This is a genomic window from Micromonospora sp. SL4-19 (assembly GCF_047921475.1).
Classification (GTDB): domain Bacteria; phylum Actinomycetota; class Actinomycetes; order Mycobacteriales; family Micromonosporaceae; genus Micromonospora.
Window position 1 is genome coordinate 622,626 of the sequence record NZ_JBLROB010000001.1, and the last position, 19,887, is coordinate 642,512.

Consider the following 19,887-nt stretch of genomic DNA (forward strand, 5'->3'; position numbering starts at 1 on the left):
GGCGTCAGAAGTCGATCCGCATCACCACGCGACGGGCGGTCGGCCGGCTGACCTCGACGAATCCGGCGTCGGCGAAGATGCTCCGGCTGCCCACGTACAGCTCGCCCCAGACGGCCTCCTGCCCCGGCCGCAGGATCATCGGATAACCCTCGACGGCGCGGGCGCCACGCTCCCGGGCGAAGTCGACGGCGGCCCGGGCGAGCGCCCGGCTGACGCCCTGGCGCCGGTAACCCACCCGGGTGACGAAGCAGGTCAGCGCCCAGACGCCCGGATCGGTCCGGTCCTCGTCGCGGCCCGTCCAGGGCACGCGGGCGGACAGCAGGCGCAGGTACGCGGTGCGCGGCTCGACCGCGCACCACCCGACGGGCTCGCCCGCCAGGTAGCCGACGAGCCCGCTGGTGGCGTCGGACCCCGGATTGCCGCAGTCGGTCTGGTCGCGCAGCGCCTCGGCACGCGCCTCGACCGGCATCGACGCCCAGTCCCGGTCCCGGATCTTGAACCACTGGCACTGGCAGCGGGCGGCCTCGCCCCGGGCGCCGAACACGGTCTGCAGGTCGTCCCAACTCGCCTGGTTGGCAGCAACCACGTCGATGTCCGTCATTCCGCGTCGCCCGCCGAGCCGGGCCAGCCGGCCGTGCCGAGGCAGGCCTCATTGCCCTCCGGGTCGGCCAGCACCCAGAACGACGGGGCGTACGCGTCGTTCACCAGGCGTCCGCCGGCCGCGATCGCCGCCGCGATCCGCGCCTCTGCCTCGTCGTACGGGACCCAGACGTCGATGTGGACCCGGTTGCGCTGCGGGCGCGGCGCGTCCATCTGCTGAAACCAGAACGCCGGCCCACGGCCGTTCGGGTCGACCAGGTCCTCCGGGTTGTCGGCGCGGTGGTCGTACCCGAGCAGGGCGCGCCAGAACGCCGCCACCCCTGGCCCGACCAGCGCGTCGACGGCGACCTGCACGCTCTGCACGGCCGACGGGTCGGCGGGTACGCCCAGCTCGCGCGCCAGCGCCGAGATCCGCCGGGCCAGGTCGAGATCCCGCCCGGTCAGCCCGTAGTGGTCCGGCGTGATCGTGACCAGCCGTACGGCCACGCCGGTGGACCGCAGGTCGACGTCGGGCCGATGGTCGTCGAGGCCCGGCAGCTCGCTGATCGCCCCCACGAGCCGGGCACCGGCCGCGAACGAGCCGGTACGGAACCAGGTGCACGCCCCGTCGCTCAGCACGCCCCAGTCCTCGACACCCGTGGCCGCGTGGAACTGCGTCGGTGTGATCCGCTCGGTCAATGTCTCTCTCCTCGATCGTGCGGCTCGGTCGAGTGTCGCCCGAACTCCCGACATCCGCGCCTGCGCCGCCTGGTGCCCGCGCCCGGGAAGAACCGTGCCCTCTGCGGCCATGCCCGCTCAGGCCCCGAGGAAGTCGTCCGTCACACGCTCGAACTCGTCGGAGTGCGTCCAGATGAGCGCGTGGTCGGCATCGTCGATGACGATCAGCTGAGAACCAGCGACGCCGTCGTGGAGCATCTGCGCGTGGTGGATCGGTACAGCCCGATCGTTCGAAGCGGCGATGACGAGCGTCGGACAAGCGATCTCCGCAAGCCGGCGTCTGCTGTCGAACGCCATCGTCTCCTTCCAGGCGGCGACCATCAGGTCGCGGTTCTGGTCCGCCATGATGCCGACGAGCCAGTCGGCACGTTCCGTGCCGAGCTGCGAAGCCGCCCGCGAGAAGACCAACTTCGCCGACAGCCGCATGCCGACGACTCGGAGCACCAGCGGCAGGAGATGGCCCTCAATCTTTTCGCGACGGGTCGCCATGTTGAACGCGAAGGTGCAGGCGAGCACCAGGCGGTCACATCGGTCGGGGAAGTCGAGGGCCAGTTGCTGCGCGATCGCACCGCCCTGCGAGTAGCCGAGCACGGCGGTGGAGTCGATGCCCAGATGGTCGAGCAGCCGCGACAGGTCGGCTGCGAGCCGCGCCGGAGTGTACGGCGGCGGAAGTCCCCGACTCCGCCCGTGGCCGCGCAGGTCGGGAACGATCACGCGATGCCGGGCGGCGAAATGCCCTATCACCGGCTCGAACATCTCGCCGGTGACCATCAACCCGTGCACGAGCAGGAGGGGCGGCCCCGATCCGCGCTCGGTGAAGTACAGGGGCGCAGAAGGTGATCTTGCGGGGCTCATGGCAGTCTCAGGCCTTCCGCGTATGGCGCGATCTCCCGTCACCACCCCGGGCCGGCGTGGTCTCCGTGTCCGGGGCTCTGGCCGGTCGGGCAGGAAGCCTCGACTGTCGGTCTCGTCGCTCAGCGACGGCCACGAGACCGGCGAGCCGCCCAGACCCCACCAATGATCGCCGCAACGGTCGGCAAGAGACAGCAGATCGTCAGAACGAACAGGTGCCACGGCTTGATAGATCCCATGGCCGAGAGGGTAGGCATCGCTCGCCACGTCCCCACCCCGTCGCCCTCTTGTGGACCGACTGCGGACGGCCAGAGCCACAAGGGGGCAGCGGCAGGGTCCTCCGCGAACACTCCCGTCGCCATCGGCGAAGTAGGAATGGGCCCTCGCCGCGTACGGGGGGTGCGGACAGAAGGAGGACTCATGGGTGTGGTGTCACGAGACGTGCACACCGCCACTGGGCAGACCGACGCCGAGATCATCAGCCGGATGCACGGGGATCCGGAGTTGTTCGGCGCCATCTTCGACCGCTACTACCCGGCGGTCCATGGCTACGCGAGCCGGCGGCTGGGCCGCGCCTTGGCCGACGGCGTGGCGGCGGAGACGTCTCTGGTCGCGTTCGACCACTGGCAGCGGTATGACACCACGCACCACAGCGCCCGGCCCTGGTTGTTCGGCATCGCGTCGAACCTGATCGCCGGCCCGTCCTTCCGTCCAAGGTGAAGGCGACGCTGCTTCGGGTGCTGGCCATGATCCCGGGTGTCACCCAGTCCGCCGAGCCGGTCGACTTCGACGGACGCCCGGCGATCGCCGTCGGCATGCAGGACGGCTGGCAGCACCTGGACATTCTGCTCGACCCGGCCACCCAAGAGTTCCTCGGAAGTCGGATCATCGTGGTCAAGGACCACACGACGCCTGAGGGGGTCAAGCTGAAGGCGGGTGAGGTCGAGGGGGAACTGATCCGGGTCACCGGCAAGATCGTGGACGCGCCGGGCCAGACCAACTAACCATCGTTGGCTGAGACCAGCGGAAGCGGATCTACCCGGTGCGCGCCTGGGCCACAATCCACGCCGTGGCACCCTCGCTCCCTCGTTCCGGCAGGGCACGACTCCGCCGACTTCAGCTCCGGATGAAGTTGGGCTCGGGCTGGTGAGCTTCGTCGCGACCCTCGGGTTTTACTGGGTCGCCGGCGTGCTTCTGGACCGCGCGGAGGACCGCGCCACCGTCGTTCTGGCAGTGGGCCCACATCCGCGCTGGCGAGCAGGCCCAACGCACCCTCGCCCCCGACGTTCCACGCCCAGCGCGGGGCGCCGAGCCAGGCGAGGGAGGCGATCGGGCACGCAGCGAGCACGTCAGTCCCGGAAGGCGAACCAGTGATCGTTGATCAACGATGTGACCTGGTGCCCCCGGCAGGAATCGAACCTGCGACACACGGTTTAGGAGTGGAGTAACGCGAGCCGCTCGGCCAGGCCTCCAAGCAGGACAGACAGCTATTGCTCGTCGGCGGTACAGCTGATCATTCCGTGCATGTCCCGGATCTTGCCACCTCGGCCGCACCTCTTCGGCGTGCGCAGACGGCAGCTTCGTCGACGGGGAGATCACGGTCGCCGTCGGTGGTGACCGGTCGAGCGGGCATGTAACGGGCACGTCAGGGACTGCCACCGGATGAGCGCTGCTGGCATGATCGCGCCCGCCCTTCCCAGGGTCAACCATGATGCGCAAAGATCGGCCTCATGGCTACGCCGGAGCCGCCTTCCGCTCCAGACGAGACGACGGGCCCAAGCGGCATTTCTCCACCGGTCAACGCGGTCGCGTCAGACAACAGCCTGGCAGCCGGGCGCACATTCACCGACAGATGGAGGCGGAACTGGCGACGCCAGCCGGACATGAGCCACGCGCCGGTTGACCTGAGTTATGCGTTCGTTCTCGGTTTGGTGTGTCTCATCCCCGGGGCGATCCTCGGCACGGGCCTCGTGCTGTTGACGCCCTCGACCCCGCCGACCATCGTGCTCCTGATGACTGTGTCGCCCTACCTTCAAGTGCACATCGCGGGAGTGCGGCATCGATGGTGGGCTCTCAGCGCTGGCGCAGCGGCAGGGGTCTCGGCTGGGCTGGCGATCAACACGCTGCTCCAGCCCAGTGCCGGGGCAAACTGGGCGGCGCTGATCGGGCTTCTCGCAGGAAGCTGGCTCGGCGTCATGACACACGCGGCAGTAACCCATCTGCCAACCCGAAAGATGCAACGACCCCTGCCATAACAGCAGATATGCCCACGACGTCACGTCGCGATGCCGACTTCTTCAGTGTGAAAGAATGATCAGCCGTCGATGAGCTGGGCAACGCTGCCGTCTCGTTGTGGCTTTACGCTGGCGTGCCGGCAACCGAGGTCGCCGAGCGGGCCGGGCACTCCGTCGACGTCCTGCTCAAGGTCTACGCCAAGTGCATCGATGGAGAAGAGGCCACCGTCAACGGCCGGCTCGACGAGGCGTTGTGCGGCGTGGCCTGGCCCGTACGATGGCCGCCATTCCGGATCTTGCCCCGGGAACCTCGGGTGACCTGGGCAGACACCCTCAAGATCATTCCGCGTATATTCCGCGACCTACGACAATCGGCCGCATCCAGTGACCTACGGCTGCATAGGCCAGCCAATCGAGCCCTGTGCGTATTGCCAGCTCAGGTAGCTTTTTCGCTGATCTTCGAGGTGCCCCCGGCAGGAATCGAACCTGCGACACACGGTTTAGGAAGTGTGGACACGGCCGGGAGTCGCTCGGCAGTGACCTGGCTTGGCCTGCGCCGTCATGCCGGGAGCCACGTCCAGGAGCTGACCGCCGTTGACCCTCGGCACCCGTCCGAACGGGCACGCAACGGGCACGACCGGCCCGGGGATTAGAAGAAGATCGCGGATGGCTGGTCAGGTGGTGGCGCTGCTGGTCAGCACGTCCGTCGTTGTCGGCCAGCGTCGGCGTAAGCGGGCGGGCTTGGCTGTACAGGCGGTTGTACGACCGGCGACGTGCGGTCAGGGAGCGCCCTAGGCTGACGCCATGTCGGCGGAGCGTGAAGTGATTGACCTGGATGAGCACAACCACCAGTCGGCGACGGTGGGCAACGTCGTTCCTGACCGCCTCCTGGCCAGACGGAAGATGAGCGTCCGGCTCGTCGCTGCCTTTGTGGTCGGCGTTGTGCTTGGTGGTTTTGGTGTCAACGAGCTGCGGGACTCACGGGAGGAGCGGGAGCGAAATGCTTCAGTCGCACTCGTGGCCTTCCCCGCATCCATCGCTGGCGGGGGTTCGGACGTCCCCGGCGTTCTCCAGATGGACGCGCAACTGGCAGTGACCAACGCTGGCCCTGCGCCGATTACGGTTCGCGCGGCGACGGGGCAACTACCGGGTGCCCTGGTCCGTGACACCGGCAAGACTCGGTTGCTACGCCCCGGCGGTACCGGCTGGATCGATGTCAAGCTGCGCCTCGAATGCGCGACCGCGTTCGGGAGTGAGCCGTTGTCGATGCGATTCTCGGTCGAGACCGGCGATCGACAGATCAGAGAGGTCAGCTACCCCGTCGCCCTGCTGGGGAGCATCTGGCACGTTAGGACTGAGCCGATGTGCGCGCACTACCGTGAGATGGAGAAGCGCGGTGGATAGCGCTGAAGCGGATCTCCTCGTCGGGCAGTCTCCGACCGTCCAGCCTCCCGGGACGGGGACCAGGTGGAGCGCCCCACCGGACGAACGACCTGGTCCCCGTCCCGGGAGGCTGGTAGCCCTTGTAGTGCCCGGCGAGGTGATCCGCGGCGGCATCTCTGAGGAGGGCCGGGGTTCGGGGCGGAGCCCCGAGGTCTTCTGATCGTGTCGTCCCTGAGCGTGGCCGGCCGGCCCGGCCGATGCCGGCCGAAGGTCGCCAGCAGGCCGGGGCCGGGCCGGCGCGGCCCGCTTTGCGGGCCGCCTTGATCTGATAAAGCGGAATTCGGCAGTGCGCGTGGCCGACGTGGTGTCCTCCGTCGACTGACGTGCGGCACGTGTTCGCCAGCCGATCTGCGACACCTCAGCGCGCTGAGGTGTCGCAGATCCGGATGCTTGGTCAAACCGGTCAGTTGGCACCGAGGGGCTCGCGATCGGCCGTGTCCGCTTGCGTCTCAGATGGCAAGTCCGCGGGTAGGAAGAGCCGACCACGACGGGCGACTTCAGGGGGAGCGAGATCATGGTTCGCACCGCGATCGTTACAGGCGCCGGCAATGGACTGGGACGCGACATCGCGCTTGGCCTTGCCCACGCCGGTTATGGCATCGTCGTAGCCGATCTCGATGAGCGCGCCGCGCAGGCGTGTGAAGGCTTGATCGAGGCGCGCGGAATGCCGGCACAATCGTTAGGCGCCGACGTACGAGAGCGTGGCGACATGAACCGCATCGTGGCGGCAGCGCAGAAGCTCGGCGGTCCTCACGTGCTCGTCAACAATGCCGGCGGCTGGACCCCGCAGCGACAGTATCCGCAGGCGACGGCTGCCGAGTGGGCCGCGACGATCAGCCTGAACCTCACCGCCCCGATGCTGCTCAGCCAGCTCGTTCTGGACCCCATGCGAGACCAAGGTGGTGGCGCGATCATCAACATCGCCTCCAGCGGTGGCATTGGCTTCTCGTCCTACGGCTCGCCCGAGTACGGGGCCGCCAAGGCTGGTCTGATTCGCTTCACCGCCAGTCTGGCCAGCTTGGAAAGTAGCCACGGGGTCCGGATGATGTGCGTAGCGCCGGACTTGATCGGGCTGAGCCGAGCCCAGGCCCAGTGGGAGCGCATGAGTGCCGACGAACGTGCGGCATCTCGCCCGCTGATTCCTCCGGCCGAGGTTGTCTCCGTCGTCTTGAATCTCATCAAAGCGGGAGTCGGTGGAACCGTGGTGGAGATGTGGGGAGGTGATCAGCCTGTCGCGCACGCCCCGTAGACCCGCGTTGGGGCATCCGCTTTTCGGCTACCGGGCGCTGGCTTGATCTGTTGTAGTGACACTGCGTGGCGCGCTGATCGCGGCAGATGCGTGAACACCGATCAGCCGGACGGTCGGTCGCCCGGCGAGTCGAGGACCAATATCGTCATGTCCAACAGTCTCTGGTAGTAGGCGGCCTCATGGCCGTTCAACTCCGGGATGACCCGGATGAGTTGCTGCTCGCACGTCGCAAGATAGTCCCACCGCTGGTCATCGATGTTTCCGCCCTTGCGCAGCCAGGTACTGACGCAGCCCGCCACACCCGCATCAAGCATCACCATCTCGACGCCAGCCACGTCAGCACCTCTCAGCCGGCCAGGGAAGGCGGCCTGCATGTGCTCCTCCCAGAGTTCGGTGACTGCCGCCATTCGGTCTGTCATACGAAACAGCACTCCGATCATCGACCAGGCCTCGGACTGTAGACGACTCTTCTCGGCATGACAGGACGTTTCGTCGGCGGCCAACCTGCCGCCTCTAGGTCGCCGGCATGGTCGAACCCATGCGCGAACTGACCTGGCGAGACGGCCGGGTGGTGGCGTGATGGCACCCGCGAAGAAGCGCCGTTTCGGCCGCGTTCGGCAACTGCCCTCCGGGCGCTGGCAGGCTCGCTACCGGGGACCGGACGGGTCGGATCACGCCGCGCCTCGCACCTTCGGCACCCGCCGTGAGGCTGAGCAGTTTCTCGCAATGGCGGAGGCGGACATTGCCCGTGATCGGTGGGTGCTGCCGGATGCCCAGCGGACGACAGTCAGTGAGTGGGCAGAGCAGTGGTTTGTTTCGGCAAACCGGTCGTGGAAGCCCAAGACCCGGCACACCTACCGGTCTCGGTCCTCGACCGGATCGTCTTGCCGGCGTTCGGCGCGATGCCGCTGACCTCGTTGCGACCGATCATGGTGGCACGGTGGGTGGGTGAGCTGTCCGATCGGCTCAGCGCCTCGCAGGTGCGGCAGGCGTATCGGCTGCTGGCGCAGATCATGCGGGCTGCCGTGGACAACGAGATCATTGGGTCGAGTCCGTGCCGGTCGGTGCGCCTGCCTCGGCTGCCGGAGTCTGATCCGGCCCATCCTGACCGTCGCCCAGGTCGACAAGCTCGCCGCCGCTTGCGACGTTCCGGATCGGGTCCTGGTGCTGCTGCTGGCCTACGGCGGTCTGCGGATCGGGGAAGCGCTGGCGCTGCGCCGTCGCCACGTCGACATCCGGGCGGGCCGGGTGACCGTCGCCCAGGCGGTGGCGCAGCTCTCTGGCGGGCCGGTCATCGACACTCCGAAGAATCACCAGCGGCGGGAGCTGGCCGTGCCGGCGTTCGTGGTGCAGTTGCTCGGGGAGCACCTGGCGACGCTGCCCGAGGGACCGGACGTGTTCGTCTTCCCTGGTCGGCAGCCGCACACGCGCGAGCGGCAGCAGAGCTACCACGGCTTCCGCCGCCGGTTCCTGGCTGCAGCCCGGTCGGCTGGGTTGGGCGACGTGACGCCTCATGATCTGCGGGCCACGCACGCGAGCTGGGTCGCGGATTCCCACGGCGTCCTGGTGGCCGCTCGCCGGCTCGGGCACGCCAATGCCAGCGTGACGACCCGCCACTACGCCCGTGCCGTCGATGGGCGAGACGCTGAGGTCGCTCAGCTTTTGGACGCGAGCAGGGCAAAGGTGGCGAGGCGATCGGGCGCGCAAGCCTCGGAAAGCGGAGCAGTGATCGTGGATCAAGGGTGTGACCTGGTGCCCCCGGCAGGAATCGAACCTGCGACACACGGTTTAGGAAACCGTTGCTCTATCCCCTGAGCTACGAGGGCGCGAGCGCCTAGTCTAGCGACCTGGGGTTCACCTGGGGTGGCAGGGAGTGGCCCACGTTCACCCACGTCACCCGTACCCCTGTTCTCCCAGCCCAGGGCCACACCCCGAGCACACGAATCCCAGGTTGCGAACAGCGGTTGGCCGCGGTGACCCGCGTTGACACGGTTGGCATCCGCTGGAGGAGTCTCTACCCGAGTGCATGCTGCCGGACTGTGAACACCCCGCGGTCGACGGCGCGCAGATCGCACACCCAGGTCCCGCAGATCGAACATAGGTTGGCCGCAGATCGAAAGCGATTCTCCCCGCAGATCGAAACCGCACCGGATATCATGACCCGTGCCCGCACCGCGCCTGATCCCACGCCGCGCCGCCGCGCGGGTCGACGCTGCCCTGGCCGACACCCGCGTCGTACTGGTCAGCGGAGCACGTCAAGCCGGCAAGAGCACCCTGGTTCGCATCGTCGCCGGCGATCGTCTCGCCGAGCGCCGCGATCTCGACCGCACCCAGGACCGGGCCGCAGCGATCGCCGACCCGGTCGGCTTCGTGGACTCCTCCGAACTGCTGGTCGTCGACGAGATCCAGCGCGCTCCTGAGCTGCTGCTGGCCATCAAGGCAGCCGTCGACGAGGACCCTCGTCCCGGCCGGTATCTGCTCACCGGATCATCGCGGCTGTTCGGCATGGTGGCTGCCCCGGACGCGTTGCCCGGCCGGATGGAAACCGTCGAGCTCTGGCCGTTCTCCCAAGGCGAACTCGACGGAAAGCCGGACGGATTCGTCGACGCCATCTTCACGCTCGGCCCGGACCTGCGACACGAGTCGGACGTGACCCGCGCCGACTACGCGGCCAGAATCGTGCGCGGCGGCCTGCCCGAGGCCACGACCCGCGCCGACTCGCGGCGCCGCCAACGGTTCCTCGACGCGTACGTCCAAGCGCTCATCGATCGCGATGTCCAGCAGCTGTCCGACATCCGGCGCAAGGGCGAGCTACGCAAACTGGTACGTCTACTCGCGGCCAGGTCCGCGACCATCATCGCCGCCAATTCCCTCGAATCCGCACTCGGACTGAGCCGGCCGACGATCGCACGCTACCTCCAGGCCCTGGAAGAGATCTTCCTGGTCAAGCGGATCCCCGGCTGGTCCCGAAACCTGGGCACCCGCGCCACCGCCGCGCCAAAACTGATCTTCGTCGACTCGGGCATCGCCGCCAACGAGATCGCGACCGACGCCCGGGCACTGCTCCGGCCGGGTGCCCCGTTCGGCCCGCTGCTCGAATCATTTGTCCTGTCCGAGCTCTGCCGCCAGCTCACCTGGTCCGAGCAGTTTGCTGACCTGTCCCACTACCGCGACCAGAGCAGGTATGAAGTCGACGCGGTGCTCGAGAACAGATCCGGCCACGTGGTTGGGATCGAAGTCAAAGCAGCCACGACCGTCGGCCCCGACGACTTCCGCGGGCTACGCCGACTCGCCGACCGCCTCGGCGACGACTTCATCGCCGGCATCGTCCTCTACACAGGAACCTCCACGCTACCGTTCGGCGACAGACTCCGCGCCGTGCCGATCAGTGCTTTGTGGCAGGTTCCCGCCCCGACAGCAGACTGACCTCGCTCAGGTTGGCCGGCCCACGGGGTTGGGCGAGGAGATCGTGGCCTGAACGACGACCGGGGCCGCCTCCCACGCGGAAGGCGGCCCCGATCGCACTATCGCCGGATCAGCCGACGCTCTTCCACGGGCCGTAGGGCTGGCCGGGGACCTGGTTGCGGGTCCACCACTGGGCGACGTACTTCTTGCCCTGGTAGACGACCGTGTCTCCGGTGTCGAAGATGCGTGACGGGGTCCAGACGGCGGTACCGTCGGCGGCGGTCACCATCTGCTGCCACGGGCCGTACGGGTCACCAGGCGTCTGGTTCTGGGTCCACCAGAGCGCCTGCCAGGTCGAGCCCTGGTAGGAGACCTTGTCGCCGGTGTTGTACACCTTCGAGGCGCTCCAGGCCGGCACGGCCGGCGTCACCGGCGCGTTCAGCCCGACGACGACCGGGTTGTGGTCCGCCGCCGCGAACGGGTCGCTGCCGTTGAACAGCAGGGTGGCGTTGTAGTTGTAGCGGCTGTAGTTGTAGGCCACCGCCTCCTGGGCGTTGATCTGCCACACGTCCGCCCCGGTGACCAGCGCGCGGGCGGCCGCGTTGGCCAGCACGTGGTCGAGCGAGCCGTGCAGACCGTTGTAGGCGTACGTCGACTCCGACGGGTCGAGGGTGGCACCCAGGTCGGTGTAGCCGTTGGCGTACAGCACCTGCATCGGGTCCTCCTGGGTGTAGGCGTTGAAGTCGCCGACCAGGAAGATCCGGTTGGTGCCCAGGCTCGCCGCCACCTGCGTGGCGAACGCGCTCGTGTCCTGCGCCTGGCGCACCCGGGTCGCGTTGAACGAGCCCTGGTTCACCGCCGGCGAGGACGTGTTCTCAAGGTCGCCGTCGTACAGCGGGGTCCCGCTGCCCTTCGACTTCCAGTGGTTGGCGACGACCAGGAACGCGTCGGCGTCGATCGCGCCGGCCTTCTTGAAGCCCTGAGCCAGCGGCTGGCGGGCGATCGAGAACGGCTGGCCGGGGCCCGAGTCACCGGTGAGCACCACCGATTCCCCAACGAGCGCGACCTCCGCCGGCTTGTAGATGAACGCCGTACGGATCACGTCCTGCTGGCCGAGCGGCGGCAGCTTGTCGTCGGCCGGCGAGGGCACGTACGCCCACACCGTCGAGCCGGCGGCGGCGTTGAGCGCGTCGACGAGGCCGGCGAGCGCGGTGTCCCGAGGCTGGCCGAACTTCGCGGAGTTCTCGACTTCCTCCAGCGACACGATGCTGGCACCGAGCCGGTTGATGCCGGTGACGATCTTCGCCTGCTGCCGCTGGAAGTTGGCGTCGTTGGCGGCGCCGCGCGGGCCTGCGCTGTTGCCGGGGCCGGTGCAGCTCTTCACCGTGATGCGGTTGCCGGCCCGGTCGGTGTAGTAGGTGCAGGTACCCAGGCCCTTGGCGACGTACGCCTCCCCGGTCGTCGGGAAGTAGTTCTGGACGTTGAACGTCGCCAGGCGGACGTTACCGCCGACGGCGGCCGGCTGCTGGTTCAGGGCACGGGTGTCGGAGAAGGTCGCGACCGCGGCGCCGTCGTCGCTCACCTGCCGGACCGGCTGGAAGTTCCACAGCGAGAACCGGTACTCGAGGACCACCGGCTGGTGGAAGGTGACCTTCGAGCCGACGCGGACGGGGTTGCCCGGCGTGAACCACGGCAGCGGCTGGCCGGTGTTCGCGCTGCCGCTGTAGTTCGTGCTCGCGCCGTCGTCCAGGGTCACCGTCCGGGCGGCGTTCTCGGTGACCACGGCCTGCGCCTGGGCGCTGCCGGCGGGTCCGACGTCGGTGGGCTGGCGCAGCGGCGTGTCACCGGCGGCGAGGGTGAAGGAGCCGTACCAGTTCGCGTCGTAGTTGTCCGACACGGTGAAGTCGCCCTGGGGCAGGATCAGCTCGCCCTCGTGTGCCTCCTTCTGGGCGTCCGTCGTGAGGGCGGACCACGGGATCACGTCCGGCTTGACGGGGGGCAGCGGGTTGGCGAGCTTCGTGACGGTCGGGAAGGTGATCTCGGTCAGGCCCTGGTACTCCTGCACGGTGCCGGTGACCCGGACGCTGTCGCCGATGTTGACCTGGCTGGCCGCGGCCGAACCGAATACGAAGATCGCGTCGGAGGCGCCCGGCGTGGCGTCCTCCGCCTCGGTGCCGCCGGCGCCGCCGGTCTCCATGAAGAAGCCGTTGAATCCGCCGGTGGTGTAGGTGGCGGTCACGACGCCCTCGGTCGTCACCTCCTTGTTGGCGTACGGCGACGTGTCGGTGTTCGTGCCCTGGATTTCGGCGATCGACAGGACCGTCGTGGTGGCCGCGACGGTGAAGCTGAACGACGCCGAGGCGTTCGCGCCCTCCGAGTCGGTGACAGTGACCGTCACCGACGACGTGCCGGCTGCGGTCGGGGTGCCCGTGACGACCCCGTCCGTGGAGATCGCCAGGCCTGCGGGCAGGCCGGTCGCGGTCCAGGTGTACGGCGGGGTGCCGCCCGTGGCGCCGAGGGTCAGCGGCGCGATCGCGGTGCCGATCGTCGCGTTCTGGGTGCCGGGGTCCGTCACCGTGACGGGGGTCGTGCCGCCGTCGGACGCCGCGTTCTGCGGCGTCGGGGTGGCGGTGCGGAAGTCGGCGGCGTTGTTGTCCGTGTCCGTACCGGCCGCGTCCCGCTGATAGCTCAGGACGAGCGAGTTACCGGTCGCGGCGGTCCCCTCCGGAGAGTTGCTGGTCCCCCAGCCGATCTTGTCGATGACCGAACTGTCGGTGGGGAGCACGCCGGAGCCGCTGGCCGCGATGTAGAGCGTGCCACCGCCCGCGCCCGGGTTGACGCTGTTGCCGGTGCTCAGGTCGGGCGTGGGCAGCGGTTCGCCGGGATTGGTGGGGGCGGCGTTGCTCGGCAGCTGGATGAGGAAGTGGCCGTGCGCGGCCACCGCCCCCGACAGCGCGAACACCTGCGCACCGCTCGGCACCACGGTGCTCGTGGGCGCGCGGTACTGCAGGGTTTTGCCGCTGAGCGGGACGGCGTTCGACGTCGGGTTGTAGAGCTCGATGAACTTGTTGAGGTAGCTCGCGCCGGACGAGCCGCCGTTGACGTACGTCTCACTGATGACCAGGCCCGTCCCGGCCGGACTGGCGGACGCCGGGGCAGCGAGCAACGGACCGGCCAAGCCGGTCATGGACAAGGACAAGGCGACGGTGACTCGCCGGATGAGCGCACGGGGCATCTACCCGGACCTCCAGATAGTCGTGATTCGGCTCCGACATGCTGCGGGCCGACGTGCGGACGGTAAGCGTCCGACGTCGACCCATCGGCGGACGAAAGCTGAACGCCGTATGACAGCCTCAGACAACTTCGCGGAATTGACGTCAGTCGTAAAGACCCCGCCCGACGATTCGCCCCGTTCGCCCCCGGCAATCCGACTGTCGACTGGGATATCCGGTCCGAGTTCCGGCGTTGGTGCCCCGATCAGCGGATGCCTGCCACAAAACGATCCGCGGCCGGAGCCTGATCGGCTCCGGCCGCGGACCGGTTATCGCATCCGGACTACAGCTTTGCGCACTGGCCCGTGGCCGTGCCCTTCACGCTGTTCGGCCGGCTCTCGTTCACCGGGGCCGGGGTGTTACCCGAGCAACCCAGCGTCCCGCTGACAGTGTTCGCGGCGACAACGACCGGCTGGCTGCCGGTGTTGCCGGTGAGGGTGACCGGACCGCTGACGGTGACCGTGTCGATCCGTACCCCACCGGTGCTGTTGGTGATCGACACCGGGCCGCTCACCTTGCCCTTGACGATGCTCAGGTCGCCGGTGGCACCGGTGACCGTGATCGGGCCGGACACCGTCGCGCCGGAGATGTCGAACAGCACCGGGCGGGTGGCGGACACCGGGCCGCTGATGGTGCCGCCGGTGACCACCAGCGAGGCACCCGGGTTGACCGTGATCGCGCCGGAGACCGTGGCGTTCTCCAGGCAGGTCAGGCCCGCGCTGACCACCAGCGCCTTGCTGTACTTGCCGGTGATCGTCGTGGTGCACTGCGGACCGGCCTGGCCGATCGTCGACCGCGGCTGGGTGTCCGCGGTGACCGGCGAGTTCGCCGCGAAGTAGCTCACCAGCATGGTGAGGTCGTTGTCGCCGGTGGTCGCCGGGTTGGTGCCCTTGCCGAGGGTGGTGAAGTTGTCACCGCCGGCGGCGAGGAACGAGTTCACCGTGACCCGGTAGGTGCCCGACGGGTTGAGCGGCGTGCCGTTGAGCTTGACCGAGGTGATCCGCGAGCCCTTCGGCGCGTCCGGGTTGTAGGTGTAGGTGAAGCCCTTCGACACACCCAGCCACAGCACCGGGCGGGACGCGCCGTCCGGCTGCCACTGCTCCTCCAGCACCTGCTTGATCTGGGCACCGGTGTAGCTCTTGGTGACCACATCGTTGGAGAACGGCTGGACGGCGAAGGCGTCGGCGTAGGTCACCGTGCCGTCGGTCCGGTAGAGCAGGTCGGCCCGCAGGCCACCGGGGTTCATGAACGCGATCTGCGCCCCACCCCGGCCGGCGTCCTTGGTGCCGGCGAGCTGCACGTCGGCGATGAGGTTGCCCAGCGCCGACTCCTTGCCCCGGTCCTCGTTGCCGTTGGTGTACGCCCGCTTGGCGTCCGCGGTGATCGAGCCGAGCTTCTGCTTGCCCAGCTCAGTCGCCTTGACCTTGGCGGCGGCCACGATGTCGGCCACGGCCTGGTCCTGCGGCGCGCCGACCACGTCGACCAGCTGCGCGTCGGAGGTGGTCACCGAGTTCGTGTTCGGGTCGAAGGTCAGGTTGACCTTGCCCAGCCGCATGCCGTAGTCCTCGGCCTGCACCACCGGACGCAGCTTGTCCGATCCGGGGACCGGGAGCCTGAACGCGTACGGCTGGTGGGTGTGACCGCTGAAGATCGCGTCGATGGTGGCGTTGACCCGGGTGAACTTGCCGAAGACCGGGTCGTTGGCCAGCGCCTCGGCGGAGGTGATGTTCTCCGTCGCGGCACCCTCGTGCGCGAGCAGCACCACCACGTCGGCCTCGCCGTTGTCCGGGTTGCCGTCCTTGAGCTGGCCGGCCACCAGGTTGGCCTCGGCGACCGGGTCGTGGAAGCTCAGGCCGGCGATGCCGTCCGGGCTGACCAGCGACGCGGTCTGCTCGGTCACCACGCCGACGAAGCCGACCCGGACCCCACCGATGGTGCTGACCGAGTACGCCGGCAGCACCCGGGTGTCACCCCGGTAGACGTTGGCGCCCAGGTACGGGAAGGCCGCGCGGTCGGACACCCGGCCGGTGAGGTCGGCGATGCCCTTGTCGAACTCGTGGTTGCCCACCGCCGAGGCGACCAGGCCGGCCTTGTTCAGGGCGTCGATCGTCGGGGTGTCCCCGTCGATCGCCGAGATGAACGTGGACGCGCCGATGTTGTCACCCGCGGAGATGAACGCGGTGTTCGGGTTCTGCGCCCGCAGCTGACCGACCAGGCCGGCGAGCTGAGCGGCGCCGCCGACGGGCTGACCACCCACGGTGGCCGGGGACTCCAGCCGGCCGTGGAAGTCGTTGATGCCCAGCAGCTGCAGGTTGACCGGCTTCGCGCTGGTGCTGATGCCCACCACGACCGGGTTGTGGTCGCTGGCCCGGTACGGGGTCGGCTCGTAGAAGGCGGCCAGACCGTCGTACTCGAAGGCGAACGACTCGACCGAGTTGATCTGCCACACGTCGACCCCGGTGATCCGCGACGCCAGCGACGGCGAGGCGAGGGCGTGGTCGAGCGAGCCGGACTCGCCACCGAAGGCGTAGGTGGCCTTGCCGGTGTTGTTCAGATCCTTGAACTTGGCCTGGTAGAGGACCTGCATCGGGTCCTCCTGGGTGTACGCGTTGAAGTCACCCAGCAGCAGCACATCGTCGGTGCCGCTGTCAGCCTTGACCTGGTCGACGAACGCGGTCAGCGCCTTGGCCTGCCGGACCCGGTCGCCGTTCCAGTTGCCCTGACCGTCACCGGCGTCGGCGTTGTCGCCGGTCCCGGTGCCGCTCTTGGACTTGAGGTGGTTGACGACCACGGTGAAGGAGGTCTTCCCCGCCGTGAAGGTCTGCGCGATCGGCTCGCGGGCGTTGAACCAGACGGTCTCGTCGTTGATCGACCGACCCGGCCCCTTGGGCTGGACCTTGGCCGGCTTGAAGATGATCGCCGTGGTGATGAAGTCCTGCTGGTCCGGGCCCGGCAGCTCGGCCGGGGTACGGACGTAGTCCCAGGTCCCCGCACCGTCCTTCGCGTTGAGCGCGTTGACCAGCCGCTTCAGCGCCTGCTGCGGGTCGTTGGGGTCGAACCGGACCGAGTTCTCGATCTCCTCGAGACCCACCACGTCGGCGCCCAGGGAGCTGATCGCCGCAACGATCTTCGCCTCCTGCTTGGCCAGCCCGGCCGCGTCAGCGGCGCCGCGAGCGTCGCCACCGAAGTGCACGAAGTAGTTGAGGACGTTGAAGCTCGCCACCCGCACGTCCCCGCCGACGTTCGCCGGCCCGGGCGTACGCGGGTTGGTGGCCTTGAAGCTGGTCCGGTCGGCGGCCGGGGTGTCCGCGCTGACCGGGGTGGTCGGCTGCAGGCGCCACTCGTTGAAGCCGTAGGACAGCACCGACGGCCCGAACGCCTCGACCGAGTCGCCGATCCGCAGCGGGTTCGCCTTGGAGATGTACGGCGGCAGCAGCCCGGCGGTGGCCAGGTTGGTGGTCTTGCCGTCGTCGACCAGGATCCGGCGGAGCTTGTTGTCGGCGATCACCTGCTTGGCGGCGTCCGAGCCCGGGCGGGCGAGGTCGGTCGAGTTCAGGGCCGGACGGTCACCGGCGGCGAGGACGACCTCGCCGTACCGGTTGGTGTTGTACACGTCGGAGACGGTGTACTGGCCGACCGGCGCCACCAGCATCGACTCGACCGACTCGCGGGCGCCGTCGGCCAGCGGCAGGCTGACCGGGACCGGGGCGGGCAGGGCCGCGCCGTGCGCGCAGATCTGCACGTCGCTCTTGGCGGCGATGTTCAGCTGGGTGAGGCCGCTGTACTCGCTCGGGGTGCCGCTGACCCGCACCCGGTCGCCGATCGCGACCGGCGGGTGGTTGGCGGTGTTGGTCGTCAGGTAGACGAAGATGCCGTCGGAGGCGGTGCCGGCGGCGACCGGACGGTCTCCGCCACTGCCGGCGGTCTGCACGTAGATGCCGTTGTAGCCACCGGTGCGGTGGTCGGCGGTCACGATGCCCTCGACGGTGACCTGGGTGCCCGACAGCGGCGTGGCGCTGCCGGTGCCCTGGACCTCCGCGATGGTGTGGTCGACGGTGACGGTGCAGCCGATGCCCGGGTCCGGGTCCGGGCCCGGGTCGGGGTTGCCGGCGCCGTTGCGGACACCGAAGGTGTTGGTCGCCGGCTGATTCCAGGTGCCGTTGATCTTCTGCAGCGAGTAGCCGACCGGGGTGGCGGTGCTCTCCTTGACCCCGATGTCGGTGCCGGTCAACCCGTTGGCCGGGCCGCCGATCGCGTCGAACGTTCCACCGTAGGTGATGAACTCCGCCACCGAACCAGTCGGGGAGACCAGCGCGACACCGTCGGGGTCACCGTTCTGGATGCCGTTGACCGGGTAGTCGGCGACGACGACGCCAGCCGCCGGCACGGCGCCGCTCAGCGTACGGGTGTTGTACGCCGCACCGTTCCCGCCGTTGTAGAGAACGATCTGCCAGCCGCTCAGGTCGAAGCCGACCGGCGCCTCGATCTCGATCGCCTCACCGACGTCGGTGCCGGCGTTGTCGTAGTGGATCTCGCTGATGAATGGTGTCGCCGACTCAGCGGCGAGGGCGGTGGCGCTGCTGCTCAGAGCGAGCGCCCCGCTGGTGGCGAGTACGCCCAACACCCAAACCGGGTGTCGGCGCTTGGGTCGGAGCATAAAAGCTGGACCTCCGAGGGGGGGGGAGTGGACTGGTGGAACCTAAACGCAAATGGTGTCTTTGCAGGAGCCGCCAGATGTACGGAGCAAGCTGGCCAGTTGGCCCGAAAGCAACAAAGGCCAGACAAAGGTGCGCCGAGCGATAAAACGGACGCAGGCGAGCAAATATTTGCAAGCTTCGATTATTCGCTCGCGCCACCGAACGACTCGGAACACGCCAGGGGTGACGCCCGTGATCATACGGGTGCCGGGGTTGAATGATCGTGACAGAGGGCGGGGTTGCAACTGCCGGGGGGTGGGGGATACCTCACTGTCGCGGGGCAGGAGGTCCAACTCCACGGCACGATTTGCCAATCCCGTACGCCTGGGGCTGTGAACGCCCGCCGACTACCCGTGCAGTCCACAGCGGCCAGACTCGTGGTCGACCGGAATGCCGGTCCGCTGGTCAGCGGTCCGGCAGCCAGCCCTGCTCCACCTGACTCACTCCAACCCGGCGGCCACCTCGTCGAGATGGGTGAGGAACCGCTGCACCGCCGGCGGTCGGCTGCGACCGGCGACGGTGGCGGCGAAGACCCGCCGGACCGAGGCGTCGTCGGGGTGCAGGCGGAGCAGGGCGAGGTCGGGCGGGGCGGCCCGGACGGCCAGCGCGGGCACCAGGGCGACGCCCAACCCGGCCGCGACACAGCCCAGCTTGCCGGTCCACTCCGCGGCCACGATGTCGATCCGCGGCCGGAAGCCCGCCGGCAGGGTGGCCCGCAGCAGGGTCTCCTCGGCGGTGGCCGAGCCGGCGATGAACGCGTCGTCGGCCAGTTCACGCAGCCGGACGGTCCGCCGGCGGGCGAGCCGGTGCGCCCGGGGCACCGCCACCAACAGGACCTCGTCCACGAGGTGGTGCAGATCGAACCGGTCACTGTCGAGAGGCTGGTCGGGTGCCGCGCTCACCACGGCCACGTCGGCGTCCCCGGCGAGCAGCCGGTCCATCAGCCCGGGTGTCAGGCCCTCGACCAGGGACAGTGCCACCTGCGGGTGGGCGGACCGGAACGCGGCCAGCGCACGCGGCACGAGTGCGGCTACCGCCGTCGGGAACGCGCCGACCCGCAGCCGGCCGGCGCTCAGGTCGCGGAGCGCGGCCAGGTCGCGCCGGGCGACGTCGAGCCGGTCGAGCACCACCTCGGCGTGGCCGAGCAGACAGCGGCCCTGCTCGGTCAGCGCGACACCGCGCGGAAGCCGGTCGAACAGGGGGCAGCCGGCCTCGGCCTCCAGGGCGGCGATCTGCCGCGACACCGCCGACTGGGTGTAACGCAGGGTCCGGGCCGCGGCCGTGATGGAGCCGTGCTCGGCGACGACGCGGAAGACCTGGAGTGCGTGCGGCTGCATGCCCCATGTTGACATTCCGTGTGCGCATGGCAGTAATGCTGATCATTCGTTTGTGGCATGATTGTGCGCCACCTAGCGTTC

The 19,887-nt window shown here is 68.9% G+C and carries 12 protein-coding genes, 1 tRNA gene and 1 pseudogene; 6 read left to right on the forward strand and 8 right to left on the reverse strand.

Going from position 1 to position 19,887, the window contains the following annotated elements:
* Positions 1–4: 4 nt before the first annotated feature.
* The 3 genes from ACNAVT_RS02855 to ACNAVT_RS02865 form a co-directional block, all read right to left on the reverse strand.
* Positions 5–601, reverse strand: a complete 597-nt coding sequence (locus ACNAVT_RS02855; RefSeq protein WP_416292487.1) for a GNAT family N-acetyltransferase — start codon at positions 599–601, stop codon at positions 5–7.
* Positions 598–1,278 carry a VOC family protein gene (locus ACNAVT_RS02860; RefSeq protein ID WP_416292488.1) on the reverse strand — a complete coding sequence of 227 codons (681 nt, stop codon included), beginning with the start codon at positions 1,276–1,278 and terminating at the stop codon, positions 598–600. Before ACNAVT_RS02860 ends, ACNAVT_RS02855 begins: the two co-directional genes overlap by 4 nt.
* 117 nt (positions 1,279–1,395) lie before the next feature.
* Positions 1,396–2,436, reverse strand: a complete 1,041-nt coding sequence (locus tag ACNAVT_RS02865; protein ID WP_416292490.1) for an alpha/beta fold hydrolase — start codon at positions 2,434–2,436, stop codon at positions 1,396–1,398.
* Positions 2,437–2,589: 153 nt separating this feature from the next.
* Between ACNAVT_RS02865 and ACNAVT_RS02870 the strand changes: the two genes are divergently transcribed.
* The 4 genes from ACNAVT_RS02870 to ACNAVT_RS02885 all read left to right on the forward strand — a co-directional run bounded on the left by ACNAVT_RS02870 (position 2,590) and on the right by ACNAVT_RS02885 (position 7,095).
* Positions 2,590–2,889, forward strand: a complete 300-nt coding sequence (locus ACNAVT_RS02870) for an RNA polymerase sigma factor (RefSeq protein WP_416292492.1) — start codon at positions 2,590–2,592, stop codon at positions 2,887–2,889.
* 17 nt (positions 2,890–2,906) lie between these two features.
* Positions 2,907–3,173: a hypothetical protein gene (locus ACNAVT_RS02875; RefSeq protein WP_416292494.1), complete on the forward strand. Its 267-nt coding sequence runs from the start codon at positions 2,907–2,909 to the stop codon at positions 3,171–3,173.
* Positions 3,174–5,207: 2,034 nt separating this feature from the next.
* Complete coding sequence (locus ACNAVT_RS02880; protein WP_416292496.1) at positions 5,208–5,807, forward strand: hypothetical protein; 600 nt, start codon at positions 5,208–5,210, stop codon at positions 5,805–5,807.
* Positions 5,808–6,360: 553 nt separating this feature from the next.
* Entirely contained in the window at positions 6,361–7,095 is a 735-nt protein-coding gene (locus ACNAVT_RS02885) for an SDR family NAD(P)-dependent oxidoreductase (protein WP_416292498.1), read from the forward strand.
* A 101-nt stretch (positions 7,096–7,196) separates the two neighbouring features.
* On the opposite strand, the gene ACNAVT_RS02890 is transcribed toward ACNAVT_RS02885, so the two are convergent.
* On the reverse strand, positions 7,197–7,598 hold the full coding sequence (locus ACNAVT_RS02890; RefSeq protein ID WP_416292500.1) for a hypothetical protein: 402 nt from the start codon (positions 7,596–7,598) through the stop codon (positions 7,197–7,199).
* A 661-nt stretch (positions 7,599–8,259) separates the two neighbouring features.
* Between ACNAVT_RS02890 and ACNAVT_RS02895 the strand changes: the two are divergent.
* Positions 8,260–8,664, forward strand: a pseudogene (locus ACNAVT_RS02895) (tyrosine-type recombinase/integrase); the annotation flags it as partial.
* A gap of 181 nt (positions 8,665–8,845) precedes the next feature.
* Here ACNAVT_RS02895 and ACNAVT_RS02900 read toward each other — a convergent pair.
* Positions 8,846–8,921, reverse strand: a tRNA-Arg gene (locus ACNAVT_RS02900).
* Positions 8,922–9,258: 337 nt separating this feature from the next.
* Between ACNAVT_RS02900 and ACNAVT_RS02905 the strand changes: the two genes are divergently transcribed.
* Positions 9,259–10,521, forward strand: a complete 1,263-nt coding sequence (locus ACNAVT_RS02905) for an ATP-binding protein (protein WP_416292502.1) — start codon at positions 9,259–9,261, stop codon at positions 10,519–10,521.
* A 109-nt stretch (positions 10,522–10,630) separates the two neighbouring features.
* Here the strand turns inward: ACNAVT_RS02905 and ACNAVT_RS02910 are convergent, their stop codons facing one another.
* The 3 genes from ACNAVT_RS02910 to ACNAVT_RS02920 all read right to left on the reverse strand — a co-directional run bounded on the left by ACNAVT_RS02910 (position 10,631) and on the right by ACNAVT_RS02920 (position 19,806).
* Entirely contained in the window at positions 10,631–13,735 is a 3,105-nt protein-coding gene (locus ACNAVT_RS02910) for an ExeM/NucH family extracellular endonuclease (RefSeq protein WP_416292504.1), read from the reverse strand.
* 320 nt (positions 13,736–14,055) lie between these two features.
* Positions 14,056–18,429 carry an ExeM/NucH family extracellular endonuclease gene (locus tag ACNAVT_RS02915; protein ID WP_416292506.1) on the reverse strand — a complete coding sequence of 1,458 codons (4,374 nt, stop codon included), beginning with the start codon at positions 18,427–18,429 and terminating at the stop codon, positions 14,056–14,058.
* Positions 18,430–18,909: 480 nt separating this feature from the next.
* Positions 18,910–19,806 carry a LysR family transcriptional regulator gene (locus tag ACNAVT_RS02920; RefSeq protein WP_416292508.1) on the reverse strand — a complete coding sequence of 299 codons (897 nt, stop codon included), beginning with the start codon at positions 19,804–19,806 and terminating at the stop codon, positions 18,910–18,912.
* Between the last annotated feature and the right edge of the window lie 81 nt (positions 19,807–19,887).

Excerpts from the sequence above, each read along its gene's own strand:
- ACNAVT_RS02915 (WP_416292506.1), bottom strand. The coding sequence starts at position 18,429 with ATGCTCCGACCCAAGCGCCGACACCCGGTTTGGGTGTTGGGCGTACTC.
- ACNAVT_RS02885 (WP_416292498.1), top strand. The coding sequence starts at position 6,361 with ATGGTTCGCACCGCGATCGTTACAGGCGCCGGCAATGGACTGGGACGC.
- ACNAVT_RS02920 (WP_416292508.1), bottom strand. The coding sequence starts at position 19,806 with ATGCAGCCGCACGCACTCCAGGTCTTCCGCGTCGTCGCCGAGCACGGC.
- ACNAVT_RS02855 (WP_416292487.1), bottom strand. The coding sequence starts at position 601 with ATGACGGACATCGACGTGGTTGCTGCCAACCAGGCGAGTTGGGACGAC.
- ACNAVT_RS02910 (WP_416292504.1), bottom strand. The coding sequence starts at position 13,735 with ATGCCCCGTGCGCTCATCCGGCGAGTCACCGTCGCCTTGTCCTTGTCC.
- ACNAVT_RS02870 (WP_416292492.1), top strand. The coding sequence starts at position 2,590 with ATGGGTGTGGTGTCACGAGACGTGCACACCGCCACTGGGCAGACCGAC.
- ACNAVT_RS02880 (WP_416292496.1), top strand. The coding sequence starts at position 5,208 with ATGTCGGCGGAGCGTGAAGTGATTGACCTGGATGAGCACAACCACCAG.